This window comes from Massilia sp. TS11 (assembly GCF_022012445.1).
GTDB lineage: Bacteria > Pseudomonadota > Gammaproteobacteria > Burkholderiales > Burkholderiaceae_D > Telluria.
Window position 1 is genome coordinate 535,435 of the sequence record NZ_JAKLTS010000001.1, and the last position, 23,945, is coordinate 559,379.

Annotated in this window: 27 protein-coding genes and 1 tRNA gene; 25 read left to right on the forward strand and 3 right to left on the reverse strand. The window is 63.8% G+C overall.

Annotated features, from left to right (window positions below):
* Positions 1-106: 106 nt before the first annotated feature.
* The 6 genes from LZ005_RS02475 to pnp all read left to right on the forward strand — a co-directional run bounded on the left by LZ005_RS02475 (position 107) and on the right by pnp (position 6,454).
* Entirely contained in the window at positions 107-865 is a 759-nt protein-coding gene (locus tag LZ005_RS02475) for an SIMPL domain-containing protein (RefSeq protein ID WP_237804333.1), read from the forward strand.
* A 47-nt stretch (positions 866-912) separates the two neighbouring features.
* Positions 913-1,761 (forward strand): CDP-diacylglycerol--serine O-phosphatidyltransferase, encoded by an 849-nt coding sequence (gene pssA / locus LZ005_RS02480; protein WP_237804336.1) that lies wholly within the window; start codon positions 913-915, stop codon positions 1,759-1,761.
* Between the two features lie 24 nt (positions 1,762-1,785).
* Positions 1,786-3,330 carry a 2-isopropylmalate synthase gene (locus tag LZ005_RS02485; RefSeq protein WP_237804338.1) on the forward strand — a complete coding sequence of 515 codons (1,545 nt, stop codon included), beginning with the start codon at positions 1,786-1,788 and terminating at the stop codon, positions 3,328-3,330.
* A gap of 1 nt (position 3,331) precedes the next feature.
* Positions 3,332-3,730 (forward strand): hypothetical protein, encoded by a 399-nt coding sequence (locus LZ005_RS02490; RefSeq protein WP_237804340.1) that lies wholly within the window; start codon positions 3,332-3,334, stop codon positions 3,728-3,730.
* 183 nt (positions 3,731-3,913) lie between these two features.
* The gene (gene rpsO, locus LZ005_RS02495) at positions 3,914-4,183 is read left to right on the forward strand and encodes a 30S ribosomal protein S15 (protein WP_237804342.1); all 270 of its coding nucleotides are present in this window, start codon (positions 3,914-3,916) and stop codon (positions 4,181-4,183) included.
* Between the two features lie 147 nt (positions 4,184-4,330).
* Entirely contained in the window at positions 4,331-6,454 is a 2,124-nt protein-coding gene (gene pnp, locus LZ005_RS02500; RefSeq protein ID WP_237804344.1) for a polyribonucleotide nucleotidyltransferase, read from the forward strand.
* 315 nt (positions 6,455-6,769) lie between these two features.
* Here pnp and LZ005_RS02505 read toward each other — a convergent pair whose 3' ends face one another.
* Both LZ005_RS02505 and LZ005_RS02510 read right to left on the reverse strand, forming a co-directional pair.
* Positions 6,770-7,864: a hypothetical protein gene (locus tag LZ005_RS02505; RefSeq protein WP_237804346.1), complete on the reverse strand. Its 1,095-nt coding sequence runs from the start codon at positions 7,862-7,864 to the stop codon at positions 6,770-6,772.
* 121 nt (positions 7,865-7,985) lie between these two features.
* Positions 7,986-8,948: a hypothetical protein gene (locus LZ005_RS02510; RefSeq protein ID WP_237804347.1), complete on the reverse strand. Its 963-nt coding sequence runs from the start codon at positions 8,946-8,948 to the stop codon at positions 7,986-7,988.
* A gap of 129 nt (positions 8,949-9,077) precedes the next feature.
* On the opposite strand from LZ005_RS02510, the gene LZ005_RS02515 reads away from it, so the two are divergent.
* The 5 genes from LZ005_RS02515 (at position 9,078) to LZ005_RS02535 (ending at position 12,543) form a co-directional block, all read left to right on the forward strand.
* Positions 9,078-9,758 carry a type IV pili methyl-accepting chemotaxis transducer N-terminal domain-containing protein gene (locus LZ005_RS02515; protein ID WP_237804349.1) on the forward strand — a complete coding sequence of 227 codons (681 nt, stop codon included), beginning with the start codon at positions 9,078-9,080 and terminating at the stop codon, positions 9,756-9,758.
* Between the two features lie 126 nt (positions 9,759-9,884).
* On the forward strand, positions 9,885-10,085 hold the full coding sequence (locus LZ005_RS02520; protein ID WP_237804351.1) for a hypothetical protein: 201 nt from the start codon (positions 9,885-9,887) through the stop codon (positions 10,083-10,085).
* A gap of 45 nt (positions 10,086-10,130) precedes the next feature.
* A complete protein-coding gene (locus LZ005_RS02525; protein WP_237804353.1) occupies positions 10,131-10,901 on the forward strand; it encodes a head GIN domain-containing protein in 771 nt (256 codons plus the stop codon).
* 8 nt (positions 10,902-10,909) lie between these two features.
* Positions 10,910-11,518, forward strand: coding sequence for a tetratricopeptide repeat protein (locus LZ005_RS02530; RefSeq protein ID WP_237804355.1), 609 nt, complete (start codon positions 10,910-10,912; stop codon positions 11,516-11,518).
* 44 nt (positions 11,519-11,562) lie between these two features.
* Positions 11,563-12,543, forward strand: coding sequence for an NAD(P)H-quinone oxidoreductase (locus LZ005_RS02535; RefSeq protein WP_237804712.1), 981 nt, complete (start codon positions 11,563-11,565; stop codon positions 12,541-12,543).
* Here LZ005_RS02535 and LZ005_RS02540 read toward each other — a convergent pair.
* Positions 12,530-12,979, reverse strand: a complete 450-nt coding sequence (locus LZ005_RS02540) for a hypothetical protein (RefSeq protein WP_237804357.1) — start codon at positions 12,977-12,979, stop codon at positions 12,530-12,532. The two genes, LZ005_RS02535 and LZ005_RS02540, sit on opposite strands and share 14 nt — an antisense overlap.
* A 100-nt stretch (positions 12,980-13,079) precedes the next feature.
* On the opposite strand from LZ005_RS02540, the gene tpiA reads away from it, so the two are divergent.
* From tpiA to nuoK, 14 genes are all read left to right on the forward strand, one after another.
* The gene (gene tpiA, locus LZ005_RS02545) at positions 13,080-13,826 is read left to right on the forward strand and encodes a triose-phosphate isomerase (RefSeq protein WP_237804359.1); all 747 of its coding nucleotides are present in this window, start codon (positions 13,080-13,082) and stop codon (positions 13,824-13,826) included.
* A gap of 24 nt (positions 13,827-13,850) precedes the next feature.
* Positions 13,851-14,216, forward strand: coding sequence for a preprotein translocase subunit SecG (gene secG, locus LZ005_RS02550; RefSeq protein WP_237804361.1), 366 nt, complete (start codon positions 13,851-13,853; stop codon positions 14,214-14,216).
* Between the two features lie 140 nt (positions 14,217-14,356).
* Positions 14,357-14,441 (forward strand) — tRNA-Leu (locus tag LZ005_RS02555).
* A 137-nt stretch (positions 14,442-14,578) separates the two neighbouring features.
* Positions 14,579-14,938: an NADH-quinone oxidoreductase subunit A gene (locus tag LZ005_RS02560; RefSeq protein ID WP_237804363.1), complete on the forward strand. Its 360-nt coding sequence runs from the start codon at positions 14,579-14,581 to the stop codon at positions 14,936-14,938.
* Between the two features lie 3 nt (positions 14,939-14,941).
* On the forward strand, positions 14,942-15,436 hold the full coding sequence (locus LZ005_RS02565; RefSeq protein ID WP_237804365.1) for an NADH-quinone oxidoreductase subunit B family protein: 495 nt from the start codon (positions 14,942-14,944) through the stop codon (positions 15,434-15,436).
* Positions 15,433-16,026, forward strand: a complete 594-nt coding sequence (locus LZ005_RS02570; protein WP_237804367.1) for an NADH-quinone oxidoreductase subunit C — start codon at positions 15,433-15,435, stop codon at positions 16,024-16,026. Before LZ005_RS02565 ends, LZ005_RS02570 begins: the two co-directional genes overlap by 4 nt.
* Positions 16,027-17,280: an NADH-quinone oxidoreductase subunit D gene (locus tag LZ005_RS02575; RefSeq protein WP_237804369.1), complete on the forward strand. Its 1,254-nt coding sequence runs from the start codon at positions 16,027-16,029 to the stop codon at positions 17,278-17,280.
* Between the two features lie 23 nt (positions 17,281-17,303).
* Positions 17,304-17,783, forward strand: a complete 480-nt coding sequence (gene nuoE / locus LZ005_RS02580; protein ID WP_237804371.1) for an NADH-quinone oxidoreductase subunit NuoE — start codon at positions 17,304-17,306, stop codon at positions 17,781-17,783.
* A complete protein-coding gene (gene nuoF / locus LZ005_RS02585) occupies positions 17,780-19,075 on the forward strand; it encodes an NADH-quinone oxidoreductase subunit NuoF (RefSeq protein ID WP_237804373.1) in 1,296 nt (431 codons plus the stop codon). Before nuoE ends, nuoF begins: the two co-directional genes overlap by 4 nt.
* Before the next feature lie 14 nt (positions 19,076-19,089).
* Positions 19,090-21,402 (forward strand): NADH-quinone oxidoreductase subunit NuoG, encoded by a 2,313-nt coding sequence (gene nuoG, locus LZ005_RS02590; protein ID WP_237804375.1) that lies wholly within the window; start codon positions 19,090-19,092, stop codon positions 21,400-21,402.
* A complete protein-coding gene (gene nuoH, locus LZ005_RS02595) occupies positions 21,403-22,485 on the forward strand; it encodes an NADH-quinone oxidoreductase subunit NuoH (protein WP_237804377.1) in 1,083 nt (360 codons plus the stop codon).
* Positions 22,486-22,488: 3 nt separating this feature from the next.
* On the forward strand, positions 22,489-22,977 hold the full coding sequence (gene nuoI / locus LZ005_RS02600; protein WP_237804379.1) for an NADH-quinone oxidoreductase subunit NuoI: 489 nt from the start codon (positions 22,489-22,491) through the stop codon (positions 22,975-22,977).
* 15 nt (positions 22,978-22,992) lie between these two features.
* On the forward strand, positions 22,993-23,619 hold the full coding sequence (locus LZ005_RS02605; protein ID WP_237804381.1) for an NADH-quinone oxidoreductase subunit J: 627 nt from the start codon (positions 22,993-22,995) through the stop codon (positions 23,617-23,619).
* Positions 23,616-23,924 (forward strand): NADH-quinone oxidoreductase subunit NuoK, encoded by a 309-nt coding sequence (gene nuoK, locus LZ005_RS02610; RefSeq protein ID WP_237804383.1) that lies wholly within the window; start codon positions 23,616-23,618, stop codon positions 23,922-23,924. The genes LZ005_RS02605 and nuoK overlap by 4 nt, the downstream gene beginning before the upstream one ends.
* Positions 23,925-23,945 lie beyond the last annotated feature (21 nt).

Genomic DNA, 23,945 nt, shown 5'->3' on the forward strand with positions numbered 1-23,945 from the left:
GGCCCGTCCTGCGCACCAGATGTAACACATCATGTCGGGGTTTGACCCGCTGTGACAGAATGGGGCAGTCTTGCCCCATTTGCATCTTTTGACTCAGGAGCCCAGCATGCTTACCCGTATCCTCTTGCTTGCCAGCCTGGCCCTCGCGCCGCTGGCCCAGGCCCAGAGCCTGCCGTCCACGCGCGGCAGTCTGGTGGTGATCGCCGCCAATGGCGAGGTCACGCGCGCCAACGACCAGGCCGTCGCCGAGTTCTATGTCGAAGAACAGGACAAGGACAAGGCCGCCGCCGCCTCGCGCGTGAACAGCAAGATGAAAGAGGGCATGGCGCTGCTGCGCAAGGCCGATCCGACGGCCGAGCTGAAAAGCCACGGCTACTACACCTATGCGGTCTACGATGAACGCCAGCCGAACGTGCAGGCGGCGCCGCCCAAGCGCAGCCTGATCGGCTGGCGCGTCGGCCAGTATCTGAGCCTGAAGACCAGCAATCTGGCCGAACTGCCGCGCACGGTTGCGGCCGGCCAGCAGCTGCTCGGTCTGAATGGCCTGCAGTTCGGCCTGGCGCCGGCCACCGCCCGCCAGCTCGACGCCGAACGCATCGCCGCCGCCTATGCCGACTTCCAGGCGCGCCTGGCCGCCGTGGCGCGTGCGATGGGGCGCCAGCCGGGCGAGGCCGTCGTCGAACTGATCGATTACGAAGGCAGCGGCCGCTATGGCGGCGAGGCCCCCGAGGCGATGCGCAGCGTCAGCATCATGGGCTCGGCCGTGCGCGCCAAGGGCGGCGCGCCCGAGGTGGCCGAACCGAGCTTCGAGCCGGGCGAAACCACCTTGCCGCTGCGGATGGTGGCCAAGGTCCGCTTTCAATAAGATGTCGGGAAGGTAAAATACAGCGATCCTGATTTCTGTGAACAACCATGGGTAAAATTTTCCGCCGCCGTCCTGCCAATGCCGCCGTCGCCAAGCCGAGCCGCTTCGCGCGCCTGCGCCAGGGCGAACCCGGCAAGCCGCGCGCGCGCGGCGTCTACCTGCTGCCGAACGCCTTCACGACGGCCGCGCTGTTCTGCGGCTTCTACGCCATCGTCATGGCCATGAACCAGAAGTACGAGCACGCAACCTGGGCCATCTTCATCGCCATGATCCTGGACGGCCTCGACGGCCGGGTGGCGCGCCTGACCAATACCCAGTCCGAATTCGGCGCCCAGTACGACAGCCTGTCCGACATGGTGTCCTTCGGCGCCGCCCCGGCCCTGGTTGTGTACGAGTGGTCGCTGCGCGGCCTGGGCAAACTCGGCTGGATCGCCGCCTTCGTCTACTGCGCCGGCGCGGCCCTGCGCCTGGCCCGCTTCAACACGAATATCGGCGTGGTCGACAAGCGCTTCTTCCAGGGCCTGCCAAGCCCGGCCGCGGCCTCGCTGGTGGCCGGCTTCATCCTGATGATGGTCGACCGTGGCGTCTCGGGCGTGCAGTACCCGTGGGTGGCCTGGGGCATTGCCGTGTTCGCCGGCCTGTCGATGGTCAGCAATATTCCCTTCTACAGTTTCAAGGAACTGAACTTTCACAAGTCGGTGCCCTTCATTGCCATTTTCCTGATCGCGCTGGCCTTTGCGCTGCTGGCCATCGATCCCCAAGGTTCGCTGTTTCCCATCATCGCCGTCTACGGTCTGTCCGGCTACGTGACCTATCTGTGGCGCCTGGCCAAGGGCACCCCGGTCAAGCTCGTGCAGAGCAAGCCGGAGGCGGGCGACGCGCCGCACGAGCATTAACCCTACTTATATTTTGGAATTCTTATGAGCCTCTCGAATCGCCTGATCATTTTTGACACCACCCTGCGCGATGGCGAACAGTCGCCCGGCGCGTCGATGACAAAGGACGAGAAGCTCCGGATCGCGCGTCAGCTCGAGCGCATGCGGGTGGACGTGATCGAGGCCGGCTTCGCGGCCGCTTCGCCCGGCGACTTCGAGGCCATCCGCGCGATCGCCTCGCACGTGAAAGAGTCGACCATCTGCTCGCTGTCGCGCGCGAATGACCGCGACATTGCGCGCGCCGCCGAGGCGCTGGCGCCGGCCCCGCGCCGCCGCATCCACACCTTCATCGCCACCAGCCCGCTGCACATGAAGATGAAGCTGCGCATGGAGCCCGAGCAGGTGCTCGAGCAGGCCAAGCTGGCCGTGCGCTTCGCGCGCCAGTTCACCGACGACATCGAGTTCTCGCCCGAAGACGGCTCGCGCTCGGAAGAAGACTTCCTGTGCCGCGTGCTCGAAGGCGTGATCGCCGAGGGCGCCACCACGATCAACTTCCCCGACACGGTCGGCTATGCGGTGCCCGAGATTTTCGGCGAAACCATCAAGCGCCTGCGCACGCGCATTCCGAATTCCGACAAGGCGATCTGGTCGGTGCACTGCCACAACGACCTCGGCCTGGCCGTGGCCAACTCGCTGGCCGGCGTGATGATCGGCGGCGCGCGCCAGATCGAGTGCACGATCAATGGCCTGGGCGAGCGCGCCGGCAATACCGCGCTCGAAGAAGTGGTGATGGCCGTGCGCACGCGCTCGGACTATTTCAAGCTGGACCTGGGCATCGACACGACCCAGATCGTGCCGGCTTCCAAGATGGTGTCGCAGATCACCGGTTTCGCCGTGCAGCCGAACAAGGCCGTGGTCGGCGCGAATGCTTTCGCGCACGCCTCCGGCATCCACCAGGACGGCATCCTGAAGGCGCGCGAGACCTATGAAATCATGCGCGCCGAAGATGTGGGCTGGACCGCCAACAAGATCGTGCTCGGCAAGCTGTCCGGCCGCAATGCCTTCAAACAGCGTCTGCAAGAGCTCGGCATCGAGCTCGACAGCGAGCAGGAGGTCAATGCCGCGTTTGCCCGCTTCAAGGAGCTGGCCGACCGCAAGGCCGAGATCTTCGATGAAGACATCATGGCCCTGGTCGCCGACGAGGAGCAGGCCCAGGACAGCGAGACCTACCGTTTCGTGTCGCTGGCCCAGCGTTCCGAGACCGGCGAGACGCCCAGTGCGCGCGTCGTGTTCGCGATGGACGGCAAGGAAGTCGTGGCCGAAGGGCAGGGCGACGGTCCGGTCGACGCCACGGTGAATGCGATCGAAAGCCAGGCCCAGACCGGTGCCGAGCTGGTGCTGTTCTCGATCAACGCGATCAGCAATGGCACCCAGTCGCAGGGCGAGGTGACGATGCGCCTGTCGAAGAATGGCCGGATCGTCAACGGCGTCGGTTCCGATCCGGACATCATCGTGGCCTCGGCCAAGGCCTATCTGGCGGGGCTGAACAAGCTGCACTCGAAGGTCGAGCGCCTCAATCCGCAGGGCTGAGATGCGGCGCCGTGCCGTACTGCTGGCGGCGCTGGCCCTGAGCGCCTGCGTCCCGGCCCGCAACAAGCTGGCCGAGGAGGCGGTGGCGCGCTTTCACGCGATGCTCAATGACGAGCGTTTCGCCGAGATCTACGAGGCGGCCAGCAAGGAATTGCGCGCCAAGACGGCGCGCCCGGTCTTCATCAGCTACCTGGCCGATGTGCGCCGCCGCTACGGCCTGAGCTTGAAGGCGACGGTCGACAAGGTCGACGCCTTCCGCGCCGACGGCTTCGACTATTTGACGGTCGAATGCACGACCGAGTTCGCCAATGGCAATGTGGCCGAGCATTTCGCGCTCAAGCGCGTGGGCGAGGACGTGCTGCTGGCCGGCTACGCCGTGCGCTTCCAGCGCGAAACCTGAACGCCCGGAAAAATGGGGTCTGACCCCATTTTTCTTTATTGCAAGATTTGGCGGGCGGGATTCGCTTTTTGGGGCGAATTGGGATACAATCTCGCGTCTGGCCCGCTTGGGCTGGCATTTTTATTAACGAAGTTCACGGTACGCAGGGTCGCGACTCTTTGTACCGCATGTGAAAGGCACATCATGACCGTCGAACAAATCAACAAGTCGGCAATTATCGCCGACAACGCCCGTGGCGCTAAGGACACCGGCTCCCCCGAAGTCCAAGTGGCCCTGCTGACCGCCCGTATCAACGAGCTCAACACCCACTTCAAGGCCCACCAGAAAGATCACCACAGCCGCCGCGGCCTGATCATGATGGTGAACCGTCGTAAGAGCCTGCTGGCTTACCTGAAGCGTACGGATGCCAACCGCTACCGCGACCTGATCGCTAAACTCGGCCTGCGTAAGTAATCTTTGCGCAAAGCAGAATAAACAAGATGCCTGCGTCAGCCTGACTGCCGCAGGCATTTTGTTTTTGTGGGGCGGAGTAATCGCCGCCCGTGGTGAGGTGAACGACAGCCCCTGAAAATCTGTCGGCAAATAGAAAGGGATTAACCCATGTTTAACAAAGTAACGAAAACCTTCCAGTATGGCGATCACACCGTCACCCTGGAGACCGGCGAAATCGCCCGCCAGGCTTCCGGCGCCGTGCTGGCCTCGATGGACGACACCGTCGTTCTCGCGACTGTGGTGGCCAAGAAGGATGCCAAGCCGGGCCAGGATTTCTTCCCGCTGACGGTTGACTATGTCGAAAAGACCTATGCCGCCGGTAAGATCCCGGGTGGCTTCTTCAAGCGTGAAGGCCGTCCGTCGGAGAAGGAGACCCTGACCTCGCGCCTGATCGACCGTCCGATCCGCCCGCTGTTCCCGGAAGGCTACCTGAATGAAGTCCAGGTCATCATCCACGTGCTGTCGGTGAACCCGGAAATCGACCCCGACATCGTCTCGATGATCGGCACCTCGGCCGCCCTGTGCGTGGCCGGCATCCCCTTCAATGGCCCGATCGGCGCCGCCCGCGTCGGCTACGCCAATGGCCAGTACATCCTGAACCCGACCACGACCCAGCTGAAGACCTCGCAAATGGATCTGGTCGTCGCCGGTACCGAAACGGCCGTGCTGATGGTCGAATCGGAAGCCAAAGAGCTGCCGGAAGACGTGATGCTCGGCGCCGTGGTGTATGGCCACGAACAGATGAAGGCCGTGATCGACGCCATCCATGAACTGGTGCGCGAAGGCGGCAAGCCGGAAGTCCAGTGGACCGCCCCGGCCAAGAATGAAGCCCTGATCGGCGCCGTGACCCGCCTGGCCGAAGCCAAGCTGCGCGATGCGTACCAGACCAAGGACAAGCAGGCGCGCACCGACAAGCTGCGCACCGTGTCGGCTGAGGTGCTCGCTGGCCTGGCCGCCGAAGCCGCTGCCGCCGGCACCGATGCCCCGGATAGCGCCGAAGTCGGCTCGATCCTGTTCGACCTCGAAGCCAAGATCGTCCGCTCGCAGATCCTCGAAGGCGAGCCGCGTATCGACGGCCGCGACACCAAGACCGTGCGTCCGATCACGATCCGCAACTCGGTGCTGCCGCGTACCCACGGTTCGGCCCTGTTCACCCGTGGTGAAACCCAGGCCCTGGTCGTGGCCACCCTCGGCACCGCCCGCGACAGCCAGAAGATCGACGCCCTGATGGGTGAGTACACCGACGACTTCATGCTGCACTACAACATGCCGCCCTTCGCCACCGGCGAAACCGGCCGCGTGGGTTCGCCCAAGCGCCGCGAGATCGGCCACGGCCGTCTGGCCAAGCGCGCCCTGGTGGCCGTGCTGCCCTCGCAGGAAGAGTTCTCGTACTCGATGCGTCTGGTGTCGGAAATCACCGAGTCGAACGGCTCCTCGTCGATGGCCTCGGTCTGCGGCGGCTGCCTGGCCCTGATGGACGCCGGCGTGCCCCTGAAAGCCCACGTGGCCGGCATCGCCATGGGTCTGATCAAGGAAGGCAACCGTTTCGCCGTGCTGACCGATATTCTGGGTGACGAAGACCACCTGGGCGACATGGACTTCAAAGTGGCCGGTACCACCAAGGGTGTGACCGCGCTGCAGATGGACATCAAGATCCAGGGCATCACCAAGGAAATCATGCAGGTCGCCCTGGCCCAGGCCAAGGAAGGCCGCGCCCACATCCTGGGCGAGATGCAGAAGGCCATGCCGCACTTCAAGACCGAACTGTCGAGCTTCGCCCCGCGCCTGATCACCATCAAGATCAATCCGGAGAAGATCCGCGACGTGATCGGCAAGGGTGGCGCCGTGATCCGTGCTCTGACCGAAGAGACCGGCACCCAGATCGACATCACCGACGACGGCGTGGTCACGATCGCCTCGGTCGATGCTGCCGCTGGCCAGGAAGCCAAGCGCCGCATCGAAGAGCTGACCGCCTCGGTCGAAATCGGCAAAGTCTATGACGGTACCGTGCTCAAGCTGCTGGACTTCGGCGCCATCGTCCAGGTGATCCCGGGCAAAGACGGTCTGCTGCACATCTCGCAGATCGCCAATGAGCGCGTGAACGCCGTGGCCGACTACCTGAAAGAAGGCCAGGCCGTGCGCGTGAAAGTGCTCGAAGCCGACGAACGTGGCCGCCTGAAGCTGTCGATGAAGGCCGTCGCCGCCGAAGAAGGCGCTGCCGCCGCCGAATAAGGCCCGCGCGCTTGGCGCTGCAAAAAACCGCTGCCATCGTAATGATGCAGCGGTTTTTTTTTTTTGACTGCCCAATTTAGGCGTTCACGCTGGTTTAAGCAAAGAGTGTTGAGCGCGGGGATTCGAATCCGAGTCATTGGCAGAGCCATTCCTGATCCGTGTTCAATGGCGCAATCTCCGCTCCGTCGGACACTGCGACCTTGCGCTCACAATTGCCATCCCCTGCAAACGAGATTTCAAAGGGGAGCCCGGCAATAGAGCGTTCTCGAATTGCCAACACGCCATCTTGAGCGAATACGCCATTGACGACGGGTGTCACTGACGAGTCACTGAATTCGGCGTTGTCATTGTTGCCCTCCCAGATGTGAGACCGGGTTGAGGTGTTCGGGAGGACCTTTCCAGGCCGAGGTCTCGCCAAGTTCCAGTCGTCAGATTCAACTCTTTGACGAAGTGTTTGCTGTTGTCCTGAGGATCATTTCCGTCGGCAAATATCGCGATGAGTGATTTCCCATCTGGCGCGACTGCAGTCGAGCGAAGAAACTGGCTGACAACCCAGCTCTGTTCCTGACCGTCTTGGTCTCTGCGGACGATCCGATCTTCACTGACTCGCCGGACTAGAAAGTACATTCCTCCTTTCTGGTCGAGTCGAATGTTGCTTGAGCCCGGTCTGAACCCGCTTGCAGGCGAGGCGGAGAATTTTCCTCCGCGCTTAATCCGATAAATATCTATCTTAGACTCGTCGTATTCTTGAAACGAGCGCGTTTCAGAGTGGTCGCTTAGTGGAGATGTTGCGTTGATAAGTAGCACGTCAGGTGCTTCGAATACGATCGAATACGCCTGCTGAAAATGAAATGGCGCCGAAAAAGGAAATTCCTTTTGTTGCTCGAGATCGTAGATAAAGACGTCGGCATCCCCGTAGTGGATGAATCTAAATCCGAGTGAGACCTCGCTTCTGAAATAGGCCAGTTGTTTGCCGTCTGGAGAAAATACTGGCGAGAATTTATGGCCATGAGAAATCGGCAGTACCGTTTCATCGTGCGTCCGTAGATCCAGCAAAACGAGCGCCGTATTCTGGAGGACATCTTTTGTGGTCCGCCAATCTTGAGCAGCGACGAGTTGACTTCGGACCATCACCAACTTCTTTCCGTCCGGCGAGAAGGTTGGTTCGGTGTAGTTGTAGCCTGCCAATAAGTCGAGCTGCCTCGCCGACGCACTGGCTCGATCGAAAAGAAAAACCTTGCATTGCTTTGGGGATTGCTGGGTGCACTCAGAAAAAGCAAGTTGTTTGCTGTCCGGAGAAATTGCAGCTCGATTGATGGCCCTATGCAATTGATTGACGCTCTCATGGGCAAAGCAGTAGAGGGCGAACAGGCAAATTGCAATGCAAAGAGGTCGTGCGTAGGGTGGCATGATCACCTCCGGTTTATGAGCTCGAAGGTGATGCTAAATGGCGGGTCTGGAAGACGGCTTGAGCACAATAAAAGGGAGGGCACCCAATGAAGCCGCCGTCGATGTGGCGGCGGCACCCTCGCTACGGCTGCAGCGCCGCCAGCGGTATGCGGTAGAGGATTTTCTGCTTCCAGTCGGTCACGTACAGGGCGCCGTGGCCGATCCGGATGGCGGCCTGTTCCTGGCCGTTTTCGATGCGCAGGGTGACGCGGCCGCTGGCGGCGTCGATGCGCGTGATCGGGCGCTGCTTGACGGCCTTCCAGACGGCCCCGCCATAGGTGGTCAGGTCGCCGCCGTCGGACTTGGCCTCGGGCGCGAGGCCGATCGGGATCTGGCGCACCAGCCGGTTGCTGGCGGGATCGACCTGCCAGACGTCGGTGTCGCCGATATTCGTGATCCACAGCATGCCTTCGCCGACGGCCATGTATTTGGGCGTGGGGCCGACCGGGATGCTGGCGACCACGCGCGCCGTGGCCGGGTCGACACGGGTGACCAGACCCAGGCGGGTGCTCGAAATCCACAAGGCGCCGAAACCGGCCACCACCACATTCGATTCGGCCGGCAGGGCCAGGCGGTGCACGATGGCGCCGGTCTCGGGCGCGACGGCCACCAGATGGTTCTCGTCCTGGCCGACCACGGCCCACAGCAGGCCGCCGGCCTCGGCGATGGCGCCTTCGCGCTTCGGATGGAAGGGCAGGGGAATGCGGCGCTCGACCTGGCCGCTGGCCAGGCCGACGCCGACCAGCTCGCCCTGGCTGCAGTTGGCGGCCCAGATCCGGCCCAGGGCCACAGTCAGGCTCTGGCAGGAGGTGCCGCCGGTGCTGGCGCGGCTGCGCACGGCCAGGGTGTCGGGATCGAGGGCGAGGATTTCGCCCGGCTCATAGCCGGCCAGCCAGAGCGTGCCGGGGCTGATGGCCAGCCAGTCGGCTTCGATATCGAAGGCCTTGGCGCGCGTGCCGGGCGGCAGCGGCTGCAGGGGCGGCAGCGGTTCGGCGTGGACGCTGGCGCCGGCCAGCAGGCAGAACAGGGCGAGGCAACGCAGCATGGTGGGGCTCCGAAAGGGTGGGCCGGCCGATCTTAGCATGCCCGTCTGCCCATTTTGTGTGCATCTTGCACAGCGACGGTGCCGGCGCGGCCACTTTTGCCTGGCACGAGAATTGCAAAGTCCTCGGGCATGAATACGCTGACGATGAAAGGGACGACCATGCCGCAGCTGGCCACGCCCGCAACCGAGCTCTCTGGCGATGTGTTCGCCGCCCTGATCAATCTGGCCGGCAAACGCCGTTTCATGTCGCAGCGCCTGGTCCTGTACGCAGTGCTGGCCTCGCTCGGGCATGAGGGCGCGGTCGACACGGCGCGCGAGACCCTGGCCCAGTTCCAGGACGCCCATGCACGCCTGATGGGCGAGAAGGGCAGCCTGCCCGGCGTGTTCTGCGAGGCGCTGCGCCAGGCCTATTTCGGCGATATTCAGGGCGACGCCCACATCCGCGCCTTCATGCGCCTGGCCGACGAGGCCCTGGGCGCGATCGCCGGCAATGGCCTGGCGGCGCCGGCCCTGCTGGCCGAGCTGGTCGAGCAGGGCACGCCCATCCTCAGCCTGCTCGGCACCCTGACCCTGGTCTATGAAGAGCAGGCCAAGCGCGCCGCCCTGGCCGAGCGCAAGACCCTGGTCAGCACGATGGCCGAGATGAAGCAGGTCTCGCGCCGTGTGCGCCTGGCCGCGCTCGACGCCCAGATGGTGGTCGCGCGCGCCGGTCTGCGCGGGGCCGATGTGGCGGCCGCCACCAATGCCCTGACCACGGTCACTGGCGAACTCGACGCCCTGGCCGAGCGCGCGCTGGCCACCGCGCGCTAAGGCGCTGGGACCGCGATTCCGCACATTCAGTCTGCCGTTTTTGCAGTTCATCGCATACCGATGGAGCGGTAGGCGGGCCTTCGTTACAGTGTGCTCATGGTTCACACACACACGAAGGAGAACATCATGAACGTCGCCAAACACATGGAAGCCATCTTCCTCGCCGCCGTCTTCCTGGTCAGCTTCACCGGTTTTGCTGGCGCCAGCGTGCCGGTCCTGCACAAACACAGCGTCGTGCGCGCCGTCGAGACCGACGCCGCGATGCCGGTGGTGGTCGTCAAGGCCAAGCGTCTGAGCGCCGCCGAAAAGGTACAACTCGGCAATTAAGTGCTAAGGTAGCGCCCACAACAAAATCAGCTTCAGGAGTCCAGCATGTGGAAGGCATGGCAAACCGGGGTCGTGGCCATTGCGCTGTGCGCAGCGGCCGGCAGCGTCCAGGCACGCGACGAGCATCTGACCGAAACCCGTCCGATCGATGCGCGCGTCGTGCGCGTCAAGCTCGACGGGCCGGTCGATCTGAAGCTGCGCCAGGGCGACACGCCCTCGCTCGTGATTTCGGGTGAGCGCAAGTACGTCGAAAAAACCACGACCACTCAGCACGGCGATACCCTGAATATCGACATGGAGTCGCACACGAACTTCAAGTTCGGCAAGCTCAACCCGCTGCGCATCGAACTGACCCTGCCGCGCCTGCGCGAGCTGCGCACCGAAAGCCTGGGGGCGACCGAAGTGACGGGCTTCTCAGGCGAGGACATCGAACTCGCGCTCGAGGGCGCCGGCTCGCTCAAGGTCCAGTGCAACTACAAGACCGTCAATGCCAGCCTGGGCGGCCTGGGCAGCCTGAATATCTCGGGCCTCAATAGCGATGCCGTCAATCTCGACCTGCAGGGCGCCGGTTATGTGACGCTGAGCGGCCAGACCAAGCAGCTCAAAGCCAGCCTCGGCGGTCTCGGCGGACTGGACGCCAAGAGCTTTTATGCAGATACTGTGAACCTCGACCTGAGCGGGCTCGGCAATGCAAGCGTCCATGCCCGCCAGAACGCCAACCTGAACCTGAGCGGCCTGGGTTCGGTCACCGTCTATGGCAAGCCGCAGAACAAGCACGTCAGTGTGGATGGGCTGGGCAAAGTTAGCTGGAAATGACGCGTGACATGAAACGACTGCTGCTGGCAGCCAGTCTCCTGATCAGCCTGTGTGCGCCCGCGCACGCCGGCTTCGTCGAGGGGGCGAATGCCTACAACGCCAAAAATTATGCGCTCGCGCTGAAGGAAATCACGCCCCTGGCCAAGGCCGGGATGGCGGACGCCCAGCATTTGCTGGGCCTGATGTATTACATGGGGCGCGGCGTCACGCGCGACTACAAGCAGGCTCTGTTCTGGCACCGCAAGGCGGCCGAGCAGGGCAAGGCAGACGCCCAGTATGTGGTCGGCGCCATGTATTACACGGGCAATGCCGTGCCGCAGGATCACAAGCAGGCCGTGACCTGGTTCCGCAAGGCGGCCGAGCAGGGCCATGCCGAGGCCCAGTATGCGCTTGGCCTGATGTACCGCCACCACGTGGCCGGCATGCCGGAAGACCCGGTGCTGGCCTATATGCTGTGGAATCTGGCGGCCGCCTCGGGCAATGCCAATGCCGTCGAGCAGCGCGCCAGCCTGGCCAAACGCATGCGCCAGGAGCAGATCGAGGAGGCGCAGTCGCTGAGCGCCGGCTGGAAGATCGGCACGCCCCTGCCCACGCATTCGCGCAGCGGCGGCGCCTGAGCGCCGGCTCGCTTACAATCCTCGCATTCAATAGCGAGGACATGATGCGCGCCATCCAGATTACCCAAGCCGGCGCCCCCGAGGTGCTGCAAGTGTGTGAACGTCCGCGCCCGGAAGCCGGGCCCGGCGAAGTGCTGATCCGCGTGCTGGCCGCGGGCGTCAACCGCCCCGACGTGCTGCAGCGTCTCGGCCACTACGCGCCGCCGCCGGGCGCGTCCGATCTGCCCGGCCTGGAAGTGGCCGGTGAAATCGTCGGCGGCGACCTTGCCGCCAGCCCCTTCCGTCAAGGCGAACTCGTGTGCGCTCTGGTGCAGGGCGGCGGCTATGCCGAGTACTGCGTGGCGCCGATCGGCCAGTGCCTGCCGATTCCGGCCGGCCTGACGCCGGTCGAGGCGGCCAGCCTGCCTGAAACCTACTTCACGGTCTGGAGCAATGTGTTCGGGCGCGCCGGCCTGGCCGCGGGCGAGACCCTGCTCGTGCAAGGCGGCTCCTCGGGCATCGGCGTGACGGCGATTCAGCTGGCGCGCGCGCGCGGCCACCGCGTGTTCGCCACCGCCGGCAGCGACGAGAAATGCCGCGCCTGCGAAGCCATGGGCGCCGAGAAGGCGATCAACTACAAGACCGAGGACTTTGCCGCCGTCGTCAAGGCCGCCACCGGCGGCAAGGGCGTCGATGTTGTGCTCGACATGGTGGCCGGCGACTACCTGGCGCGCGAAATCAGCTGCCTGGCCGATGACGGACGCATCGTCGTGATCGCCCTGCTGGGCGGGGCCAAGGCCCAGATCGACGCCGGCCAGATCCTGCGCCGCCGCCTGACCATCACCGGCTCGACCCTGCGCCCGCGCCCGGTCGCCTTCAAGGCCGCGATTGCGGCCGAGCTGCGCCAGCATGCCTGGCCGCTGCTGGCCAGCGGCGCCGTCCAGCCGGTCATCCACGCGACCTTCCCGCTCGAGCAGGCGGCCGCCGCCCACGCGCTGATGGAAAGCAGCACCCACATCGGCAAGATCATCCTTACGGTGGCCTGACGCGGCGCTGGGTGCTGGGGTCGCGCAGGCGCCGGGTGGCGCGCGACAGGGCCAGCACGTACACGAAGCCCGCCAGGCTGAACAGGGCGAACAGGCCGGCCAGCAGGGTGTGGCCGAGGCGCGCCAGCAGCACGGCCTCGACCCCGTACAGCAGGGCGAGCGCGGCCGCGATCCATTGGCCGCGCTGGGCCAGGCGGCGGCGCAGGCGCTCGCGCGCTTCCAGCAGGGCGAAGGCGCGGATCGCCTCGGTCGGATAGCGGCGCGCGAATTCAGCCACCAGAAACCACTCGTCGGGCAGGCTGGCCCAATTGCGCAGGGCCAGCATCTGGGCCAGACCGGCCAGGCGCGCGCGCCCCTCGACCACGGCGTAATGCAGGCGGAGCAGGGGGCGCTGGCAGGCCAGGCGCCAGTGCAGAAGCAGGGCAGGGCGTCGCATGCCAGTTCGACCACGCCGGCGGCCCCAGGTTCCGCCCGAATTTTTGACCCGGCCCGAGATCGGGGGGTACAATAGCGGGTTATTTGATCCTGAGACTCCTATGCGTCGCAAACTCGTCGTCGGTAACTGGAAAATGAATGGCAGCCGCGCCGCCAATGCCAGCCTGCTGGCCGGCATCGTCGCCGGTCTGGGCACGGCCCGGGCCGAGGCCGCCGTGTGCGCGCCGGCACCGTATCTGGCCCAGTGCGAACAGGCCCTGGCCGGGTCCGCCCTGGCCTGGGGCGCCCAGGACGTGTCGGCCCATGCGGCCGGCGCCTACACGGGCGAAGTGGCGGCCGCCATGCTGGCCGATCTGGGTTGCCGTTTCGTCATCGTCGGCCACTCGGAGCGGCGCGCCTACCATGGCGAATCGAATGCCCTGGTGGCCCAGAAAGTGCTGGCCGCCCTCGGCGCCGGCCTGACCCCGATCGTCTGCGTCGGCGAGACCCTGGCCGAGCGCGAGGCCGGCCGCACGGCCGCCGTGGTCGGCGAGCAGCTGGCCGCCGTGCTGGCCGTGCTCGACGCCGCCAGCCTGGCGCGCATCGTCGTCGCCTATGAGCCCGTGTGGGCGATCGGCACCGGCAAGACCGCCACCCCGGCCATGGCCCAGGAAGTGCACGCTCAGCTGCGCGCCCAGTTGCAGGATAAACAAGCCGAGGCCGGCGCTGCCATCCGTATCCTCTACGGCGGCAGCATGAAGCCGGACAATGCCGCCGAACTGATGGCGCAAGCCGACATCGACGGTGGCCTGATTGGCGGGGCTGCGCTGAAAGCCGCCGATTTCCTCGCTATCATTCACGCTGCCTGATTTCACCTTTAGATTGGAAAATTGATGAACACGTTGTTCAACCTGATCGTTCTTCTGCAAGTCGTTTCCGCCGTGGCCATCATCGGCCTCGTGCTGCTCCAGCACGGCAAGGGCGCCGACATGGGCGCGGCCTTCGGCTCGGGCGCTTCCGGCTCCCTGTTCGGCGCCAGCGGCTCGTCCAACTTCATGTCCAAGGCCACCGCCGTCTCGGCCGTGATCTTCTTCAGCGCCACCCTGGCCCTGTCCTGGATCGGCAGCAACCGCATCGCCAAGGAAGACGTGGGCGTGATGGAAAAAGCCGTCAAAACGGCCCCGGCCGCACCGGCCGCGCCGGCGGGTGCGCCGGCTGCTTCGGCCCCGGCCGCCTCGACGACCGAGATTCCGAAGTAAGTTTGCTGAAAGCTTGAGCAGTTCTGTTTCCCGTTCTGCGCTGAGTCACATTTTTGTTGGGATTTTTTACGTTTTTCTTGTTCCGGCGCAATTTCTGCATTGTGCAGATGCGCAGGGCAGGTTAAAATAGCGATCTCTTAGCCGACGTGGTGAAATTGGTAGACACGCTATCTTGAGGGGGTAGTGGCGCAAGCTGTGCGAGTTCGAGTCTCGCCGTCGGCACCAGCAGAAAACTAAAGGCCAGCAAGGGCAGAGCCTGAAGCTGGCTTTTTTACGAGGATCAGCCGTGTGGTCCTGGTTGGTACGCTGAGCCAGGACCGTGCGGTTTTTACACCGACCGTTCTACGAAAGCTATCAACACCGTGAACCTCGAAAACTATTTCCCGGTCTTACTCTTCATCCTCGTCGGCCTTGGCGTCGGCGTCGCACCCCAAGTCATCGGTTTCCTGCTCGGCCCGCACCGTCCTGACGCGCAAAAGAATTCCGCCTACGAGTGCGGTTTCGAGGCCTTTGAAGACGCACGCATGAAGTTCGACGTGCGGTACTACCTGATTGCCATCCTGTTTATTTTGTTCGACCTGGAAACGGCATTTTTCTTTCCGTGGGGCGTATCGTTCCGCGAACTCGGCTGGCCTGCCTACGTGACGATGATGATCTTCATCGCCGAATTCGTGGTCGGCTTTTGGTACATCTGGAAGAAAGGTGCCCTTGATTGGGAATAAGCCATGTCTATTGAAGGCGTTTTTAACGAAGGTTTCATCACCACGACGGCTGACAAGCTGATCAACTGGGCCCGCACCGGATCGATGTATCCGATGACGTTCGGCCTCGCCTGCTGTGCGGTGGAAATGATCCACGCCGGCGCTTCCCGCTACGATCTGGAACGTTTCGGCTTCCTGTTCCGTCCCTCGCCGCGCCAGTCCGACGTGATGGTGGTTGCCGGCACCCTGTGCAACAAGATGGCCCCGGCCCTGCGCAAGGTCTACGACCAGATGCCGGAGCCGCGCTGGGTCATTTCGATGGGTTCCTGCGCCAATGGCGGCGGCTACTACCACTATTCGTACTCGGTGGTGCGCGGCTGCGACCGCATCGTGCCGGTCGATATCTATGTGCCGGGCTGCCCGCCGACCGCTGAAGCTCTGCTGTACGGCATTCTGCAGCTGCACAACAAGATCAAGCGCACCAATACCATCGCCCGCCAATCGGGGGCCAAGCAATGAGCACCAAACTCGACTCTCTGCAAGCCGCGCTCGTCCAGACCTTTGGCGAGCGCGTGTCGCTCGTGCAGGCCCTGGGCGAAGTCACGCTGACCGTCAAGGCGGCCGATTATCTCGAGGTCATGAAGACCCTGCGCGATCATCCGGCCCTGAAATTCGAGCAGCTGATCGACCTGTGCGGCGTCGACTATGCGACCTATGGCGATGGCGCCTGGGACGGCCTGCGTTTCGCCGCCGTCTCGCACCTGCTGTCGGTGGCCAATAACTGGCGTCTGCGCGTGCGCGTGTTCGCCCCCGACGACGAGATGCCGATCGTGGCTTCCGTGGTCGACATCTGGCGTTCGGTCAACTGGTACGAGCGCGAGGCCTTCGACCTGTACGGCATTCTGTTCGAGGGCCACCCGGACCTGCGCCGCATCCTTACCGATTATGGCTTCATCGGCCACCCGTTCCGCAAAGACTTCCCGGTGTCGGGCTATGTCGAGATGCGCTACGACGCCGAGCAGGGCCGTGTGGTCTATCAACCCGTGACGATCGAACCGCGCGAAAACGTGCCGCGCGTGATCCGCGAAGACAACTACGGGGTCAAGTAAATGGCTGACATCAAGAATTACACTCTGAACTTTGGTCCGCAGCACCCGGCCGCGCACGGTGTGCTGCGTCTGGTGCTGGAACTGGACGGTGAAGTGATCCAGCGCGCCGACCCGCATATCGGCCTGCTGCACCGCGCTACCGAAAAGCTGGCCGAAACGCGCACCTTCCTGCAGTCGGTGCCCTACATGGACCGGCTCGACTACGTGTCGATGATGTGCAATGAGCACGCCTATGTGATGGCGATCGAGAAGCTGATGGGCATCGAGATCCCCGAGCGCGCCAAGTACATCCGCACGATGTTCGACGAAGTCACGCGTCTGCTGAACCACCTGCTGTGGCTCGGCTGTCACGCCCTCGACGTCGGCGCCATGGGCCCGATGCTGTACTGCTTCCGCGACCGCGAAGACCTGTTCGACGTGTACGAAGCGGTGTCGGGCGCGCGCATGCACGCGGCCTACTACCGTCCGGGCGGCGTCTACCGCGATCTGCCGGACACCATGCCGCAGTACAAGGCGTCCATCATCAAGAACAAGAAGCAGATCGACGCCCTCAATGAAAACCGCCAGGGCTCGGTGCTCGACTTCCTCGAAGACTTCACCAAGCGCTTCCCGAAATACGTCGACGAGTACGAAACCCTGCTGACCGACAACCGCATCTGGAAGCAGCGGACGGTCGGCGTCGGCGTCGTCACGCCCGAAGACGCCAAGGCCATGGGCTTTACCGGCGCCATGCTGCGCGGCTCGGGCATCGCCTGGGACCTGCGCAAAAACCAGCCGTATGCGGCCTACGACAAGATGGACTTCGACATTCCGCTCGGCGTGAATGGCGACTCGTATGACCGTTACCTGGTGCGCGTGGAAGAAATGCGCCAGTCGAACCGCATCATCCAGCAGTGTATCGCCTGGCTCAAGGCCAATCCGGGCCCGGTCATGACCGACAACCACAAGGTGGCGCCGCCGAAACGTGTCGACATGAAGTCGAACATGGAAGCGCTGATCCACCACTTCAAGCTGTTCACGGAAGGTTTCCGCGTGCCGGCCGGCGAGTGCTACGCCGCCGTGGAGCATCCGAAAGGCGAGTTCGGCATCTACCTGGTGTCTGACGGCGCAAACAAACCGTATCGTCTGAAGATCCGCGCCCCCGGCTTTGCCCACCTGGCAAGCCTGGACGAAATGGCGCGCGGCCACATGATCGCGGACGCCGTCACCATCATCGGTACGCAGGACATCGTGTTCGGCGAAATCGACCGCTAAGCCAGATACCCCAGAGGCACACCATGTTGTTATCCGAAGCATCCTACAAACTGATCGACCGGGAAGTCGCTAAATATCCGCCCGACCAGAAGCAGTCGGCGTGTATGTCGGCCCTGCGCATCGCGCAGGTGGAGAAGGGCTGGCTCTCGCCCGAGCTGATGCAGGACGTCGCCGATTACCTCGGCATGCCCGCCATCGCCGTGCAGGAGGTCGCCACCTTCTACAACATGTACAACCTCAAGCCCTGCGGCAAGCACAAGATCACGGTCTGCACCAATCTGCCCTGCGCCCTGTCGGGCGGGGAGCGCGCGGCCCACCATCTGAAAGAAAAGCTCGGCATCGACTACAAGGAAACCACCGAAGACGGCCAGTTCACCCTGCTCGAGGGCGAATGCATGGGCGCCTGCGGCGATGCCCCGGTGCTGCTGGTGAACAACCACACGATGCACAGCTTCATGACCAATGAAAAACTCGACGCGCTCGTGGAGGAACTGAAGAAATGACTTCGCTGCACGACCGTCATATCAAACCCCTGATCCTGGCCGGCCTCGACGGCAAGAACTGGCATCTGGCCGACTACGTCCAGCGCGGCGGCTATGCGGCCCTGCGCCGCATCCTGACGGAAAAAATTCCGCAGGAGCAGATCATCGCCGAACTGAAGACCTCCTCGCTGCGCGGCCGCGGCGGCGCCGGCTTCCCCACGGGCCTCAAGTGGAGCTTCATGCCGCGCCAGTTCCCGGGCCAGAAATACCTCGTCTGCAATACCGACGAAGGCGAGCCGGGCACCTTCAAGGACCGCGACATCATCCGCTACAACCCGCACGCCCTGATCGAAGGCATGGCCATCGGCGCCTATGCGATGGGCATCACGGTCGGCTACAACTACATCCACGGCGAAATCTTCGCCGACTACCTGCGTTTCGAGGAAGCGCTGGAAGAGGCGCGCGCCGCCGGCTTCCTGGGCAATAACATCCTCGGCAGCGAGTTCAGCTTCCAGCTGCACGCCCACCACGGCTACGGCGCCTACATCTGCGGCGAAGAAACCGCGCTGCTCGAATCGCTCGAAGGCAAGAAGGGCCAGCCGCGCTTCAAGCCGCCGTTCCCGGCCTCGTTCGGCCTGTACGGCAAGCCGACCACGATCAACAACACCGAGACCTTCGCCGCCGTGCCGTTCATCATGAACATGGGCGGCGAGGCCTATGCGGCCCTCGGCAAACCGAACAACGGCGGCACCAAGATCTTCTCGATCTCGGGTGACGTGGCGCGTCCGGGCAACTACGAAGTGCCGCTTGGCACGCCGTTCGCGACCCTGCTCGAACTGGCCGGCGGCATGCGCGACGGTAAGAAGATCAAGGCCGTGATTCCCGGTGGCTCCTCGGCCCCGGTGATCCGCGGCGAAGTCATGATGGACACCGATCTCGACTACGATTCGATCGCCAAGGCCGGCTCCATGCTGGGCTCGGGCGCCGTCATCGTCATGGATGAAACGCGCTGCATGGTCAAGTCGCTCGAGCGCCTGTCCTACTTCTACTACGAAGAGTCGTGCGGCCAGTGCACGCCCTGCCGCGAAGGCACGGGCTGGCTGTACCGCATGGTGCACCGTATCGAACACGGCCAGGGCCGTCCGGAAGACCTCGACATGCTGAACTCGATCGCCGACAACATCCAGGGCCGCACCATTTGCGCCCTCGGCGATGCCGCCGCGATGCCGGTGCGCGCGTTCGTGAAGAACTTCCGCGATGAATTTGCATATCACATCGAGCACAAGCATTGCCTCGTGCCCGCTTATCTCTAAGCCAGAGCGATCTCATGGTTGAAATTGAACTAGACGGTAAAAAAGTCGAGGTCCCGCCGGGCAGCATGGTGATGGATGCTGCCAACAAGCTGGGTACCTATATCCCCCATTTCTGCTACCACAAGAAGCTGTCGATTGCGGCCAACTGCCGCATGTGCCTCGTGGAAGTGGAGAAGGCCCCGAAACCGCTGCCCGCCTGCGCCACCCCGGTCGCAGCCGGCATGGTCGTCAAGACCCATTCGGACAAGGCCGTCCACGCCCAGAAGAGCGTGATGGAGTTCCTGCTGATTAATCACCCGCTCGACTGCCCGATCTGCGATCAGGGCGGCGAATGCCAGCTGCAGGATCTGGCGGTCGGCTACGGCGGCAGCAAGTCGCGCTATCAGGAAGAAAAGCGCGTGGTGGCCCCGAAGGAAGCCGGTCCCCTGATCTCGATGCAGGAAATGAGCCGCTGCATCCAGTGCACGCGTTGCGTGCGTTTCGGCCAGGAAGTGGCCGGCGTCATGGAACTGGGCATGCTGGGCCGCGGCGAGCACTCGGAAATCACAGCCTTCGTCGGCAAGACGGTCGACTCCGAAGTGTCGGGCAATATGATCGACCTGTGCCCGGTCGGCGCCCTCACGAGTAAGCCCTTCCGCTACAGCGCCCGTACCTGGGAACTGTCGCGCCGCAAATCGGTCTCGCCGCACGACGGCCTCGGCGCCAACCTGATCGTTCAGGTCAAGGGCGGCAAGGTCAAGCGCGTGCTGCCGCTCGAGAACGAAGACATCAATGAATGCTGGATTTCGGACAAGGACCGCTTCTCGTATGAAGCGCTGGACTCGGCCGAGCGTCTGAGCGTGCCGATGATCAAGCAGGACAATCAGTGGATCGAGACCGACTGGCAGACCGCCATCGAGTACGTCGCCCACGGCCTGCGCAATATCCGCCACGAGCACGGCGCCGACAAGATCGCCGGCTACGCGACCGGCCACGCCACGGCCGAAGAACTGTATCTGCTGCAGAAGATGGTGCGCGGCCTGGGTTCGTCCCACGTCGACTTCCGTCTGCGCAGCGCCGACGCGCCGGCCGGCATCACGCCCTGGCTCGGCATGCCGATCGCCGAAGTGGGCAAGCTCAAGCGCGCCTTGATCATCGGCTCCAATCTGCGCAAAGATCACCCGCTGCTGGCCGTGCGCCTGCGCGCCGCCGTCAAGGCCGGCGCCAAGCTGTCGCTGCTGGGCGCGGCCGACGATGAGCAGCTGATCCGCATCGACAACAAGCTGATCGCCGCGCCGAGCGACTGGCTGGCCGCCCTGTCCGAAGTGGTGGTGGCCGTGGCCGCCGTCAAGGGCGTGGCCGCACCGGCCGGTTTCGAGGGCATCAGCGCTTCGCCAGCCGCCCAGGCGATTGCCGCCTCGCTCAACACGGAGGAGGGCGCCGCTGTCCTGCTGGGCAATAGCGTGACCCACCATGCCGACTGGAGCCGCCTGCACGCGGCCGCCGAATGGATCGCCGCCCAGACCGGCGCCAAGCTCGGCTACCTGACCGAAGCGGCCAACACCGTGGGCGGCTATCTGGTCGGCGCGACCGACAGCGAAGTGCCGTTCAGCGCACCGAAGAAAGCCTATGTGCTGCTGCACGCCGAGCCCGAGCTCGACGCCCACAACCCGCAGCAGGCCCTGGCCGCGCTGCAGGGCGCCGACATGGTCGTGGCCATGTCCGCCTTCAAGCATGGCATGGACTATGCCGACGTGCTGCTGCCGATCGCCCCGTTCGCGGAAACCGCCGGCACCTTCGTCAACTGCGAAGGCAAGGCCCAGAGCTTCAATGGCACCGTCAAGCCGCTCGGCGAAACCCGTCCGGCCTGGAAAGTGCTGCGCGTGCTCGGCAATCTGCTCGGCCTCAGTGGCTTTGAGTACGAAACGGCCGAGGACATCCGTCAGGAAGCCTTCGGCGGCGCCGGCGATCTGTCGGCCAAGCTGTCGAACACGGCCGGCCAGACCCCGGTCGCCGCCCGTGCCGGCGCTGCCACGCTGCAGCGCCTGGGCGACGTGCCGATCCACTTCGCCGACGCGCTCGCGCGCCGCGCCGAACCGCTGCTGCGCACGGCCGATGGCCAGGCGCCGAAAGCCGTGCTGCCGGCCGCCCTGGCCGCCCAGCTGGGCGTGCAGGCCGGCCAGAAAGTCAAAGTGGTGCAGGGCAGTGGCGCGGTGGTGCTGGAAGCGGCCATCGACGCTGGCCTGGCGGCCAATACCGTGCGTGTGGCTGCCGCCCACGCCTCGACCGCTGCGCTGGGCGCCATGTTTGGCCCGATCAGCGTGGAAAAAGCAGGGGAGGGTGCGTAAATGGCGCTGCCTGAAATGATCCAATCCATCAATGTCTGGGGCAGCGCCAATGTCGGCGCCGTCTGGCCCTTCTTCTGGGCCCTGGCCAAGATCCTGATCGTCATGCTGCCGCTGCTCGGCTGCGTCGCCTATCTGACCCTGTGGGAACGTAAGTTCATCGGCTGGATCCAGATCCGTCTGGGCCCGAACCGCGTCGGCCCGACCGGTCTGCTGCAGCCGATCGCCGACGCCGTCAAGATGATCTTCAAGGAGATCGTGCTGCCCGAGCGTTCCAACAAGGCCCTGTTCATCGTCGGCCCGATGCTGGCCCTGGCGCCGGCCCTGGCCTGCTGGTCGGTCGTGCCCTTCGGCCCGGAAGCGGTGATCGCCAATGTCAACGCCGGCATGCTGCTGCTGCTGGCCATCGCCTCGGTCGAGGTGTATGGCCTGGTGATCGCCGGCTGGTCGTCCAACTCCAAGTACTCGCTGCTCGGCGCCATGCGCGCTTCGGCCCAGATGGTGTCGTATGAGATCGCGATGGGCTTCGTGCTGGTGATCGTGCTGATGGTGTCGGGCTCGCTGAACTTCATCGAGATCGCCCAGTCCCAGCAGCATGGCTTCTTCTATGACAAGGGCATCAATTTCCTGTCGTGGAACTGGCTGCCGCTGCTGCCGGTCTTCATCGTCTACCTGGTGGCCGGCCTGGCCGAATGTAACCGTCACCCGTTCGACGTGGTGGAAGGCGAATCCGAGATCGTCGGCGGCCACATGGTCGAATACGCGGGCATGTCCTACGCGCTGTTCTTCCTGGCCGAATACGCCAACATGATCCTGATCGGCGTGCTCGGTTCGATCATGTTCCTCGGCGGCTGGTCGGCCCCGCTGGCCGTGCTCGAATTCGGCGGCGGCTTTGGCGGCTTCTTCTGGCTGTTCGTCAAGACCTTCCTGCTGGTGTCGCTGTTCATCTGGACCCGCGCCACCTTCCCGCGCTACCGCTATGACCAGATCATGCGCCTGGGCTGGAAAGTGTTTATCCCGCTGACCCTGACCTACCTGGTCTTCGTCGCGACCTGGATGCAAACGCCCTGGAATATTTGGAAGTAAGACATGGACCGAATTAAAGATTTCTTCGGCAGCCTGATGCTGACCGAACTGTTCAAGGGAATGGCCCTGACCGGGCGCTACATCTTCGCGCGCAAGATCACGGTCGAATTCCCCGAAGAGAAAACCCCGCAGTCGCCGCGTTTTCGCGGCCTGCACGCGCTGCGCCGCTACCCGAACGGGGAAGAGCGCTGCATCGCCTGCAAACTGTGCGAAGCCGTGTGCCCGGCGATGGCCATCACCATCGAATCGGAGCAGCGCGCGGACGGCACGCGCCGTACCACGCGCTATGACATCGACCTGACGAAGTGCATCTTCTGCGGCTTCTGCGAAGAATCCTGCCCGGTCGACTCGATTGTCGAAACCCACGTGCTCGAATACCACGGCGAAAAGCGCGGCGATCTCTACTACACGAAAGAGATGCTGCTGGCCGTGGGCGACCGTTACGAAGCCGAGATCGCGGCCAACCGCGCGGCCGACGCCAAGTACCGCTAAGAAGGGCAGACAGACATGGACTTCAAAACCGTATTGTTCTACGTGTTCGCGGCGATCATGATCGCCGCCGCCACGCGCGTGATCACCGCCCGCAACCCGGTGCACGCGGCCCTGTATCTGGTGCTGGCCTTCTTCAACGCGGCCGGCATCTGGATGCTGCTCAAGGCCGAGTTCCTCTCGATCGTGCTGGTGCTCGTCTACGTGGGCGCCGTGATGGTGCTGTTCCTGTTCGTCGTGATGATGCTCGACATCGATCTCGACAAGCTGCGCGCCGGCTTCTGGAATTACCTGCCGCTGGCCACCGCCATCGGCGTGGTGATCGTGCTGGAAATGGCCGCCGTGCTGTGGAAATCCTTCCTCTCGTTCGAACAGCAGCCGGCCGCCGCCAGCGCCAATATCGGCTCGGCCAAGTCGCTCGGCCTGCTGCTCTACCGCGACTATGTGTATGCGTTTGAAGTGGCCGGCTCGGTGCTGCTGGTGGCGATCATCGCCGCCGTCGCCCTGACCCTGCGCCGCCGCAAGGACACCAAACACGTCGACCTCGGCGAGGCCGTGCGCGTCAAGCGCAATGACCGCCTGCGCATCGTCAAGATGAAGGCCTATGTCGAACCCGTCGCCGACACCAAGGAGAACGCACAATGACCCTCTCGCTCGCGCATTACCTGGTCCTGGGGGCGATTCTGTTCGCTATCTCGGTGGTCGGTATTTTCTTGAACCGCAAGAACGTCATCGTGCTGCTGATGGCGATCGAGCTGATGCTGCTGGCCGTGAACATGAACTTCATCGCCTTCTCGCATTACCTCGGTGACGCGGCAGGGCAGATCTTCGTGTTCTTCATCCTGACCGTGGCGGCAGCCGAATCGGCCATTGGCCTGGCAATTCTGGTGGTCCTGTTCCGTAACCTGGACACGATCAATGTGGAAGACCTGGACAGCCTGCAAGGCTAACCGGGATCGGTAAGATAATAA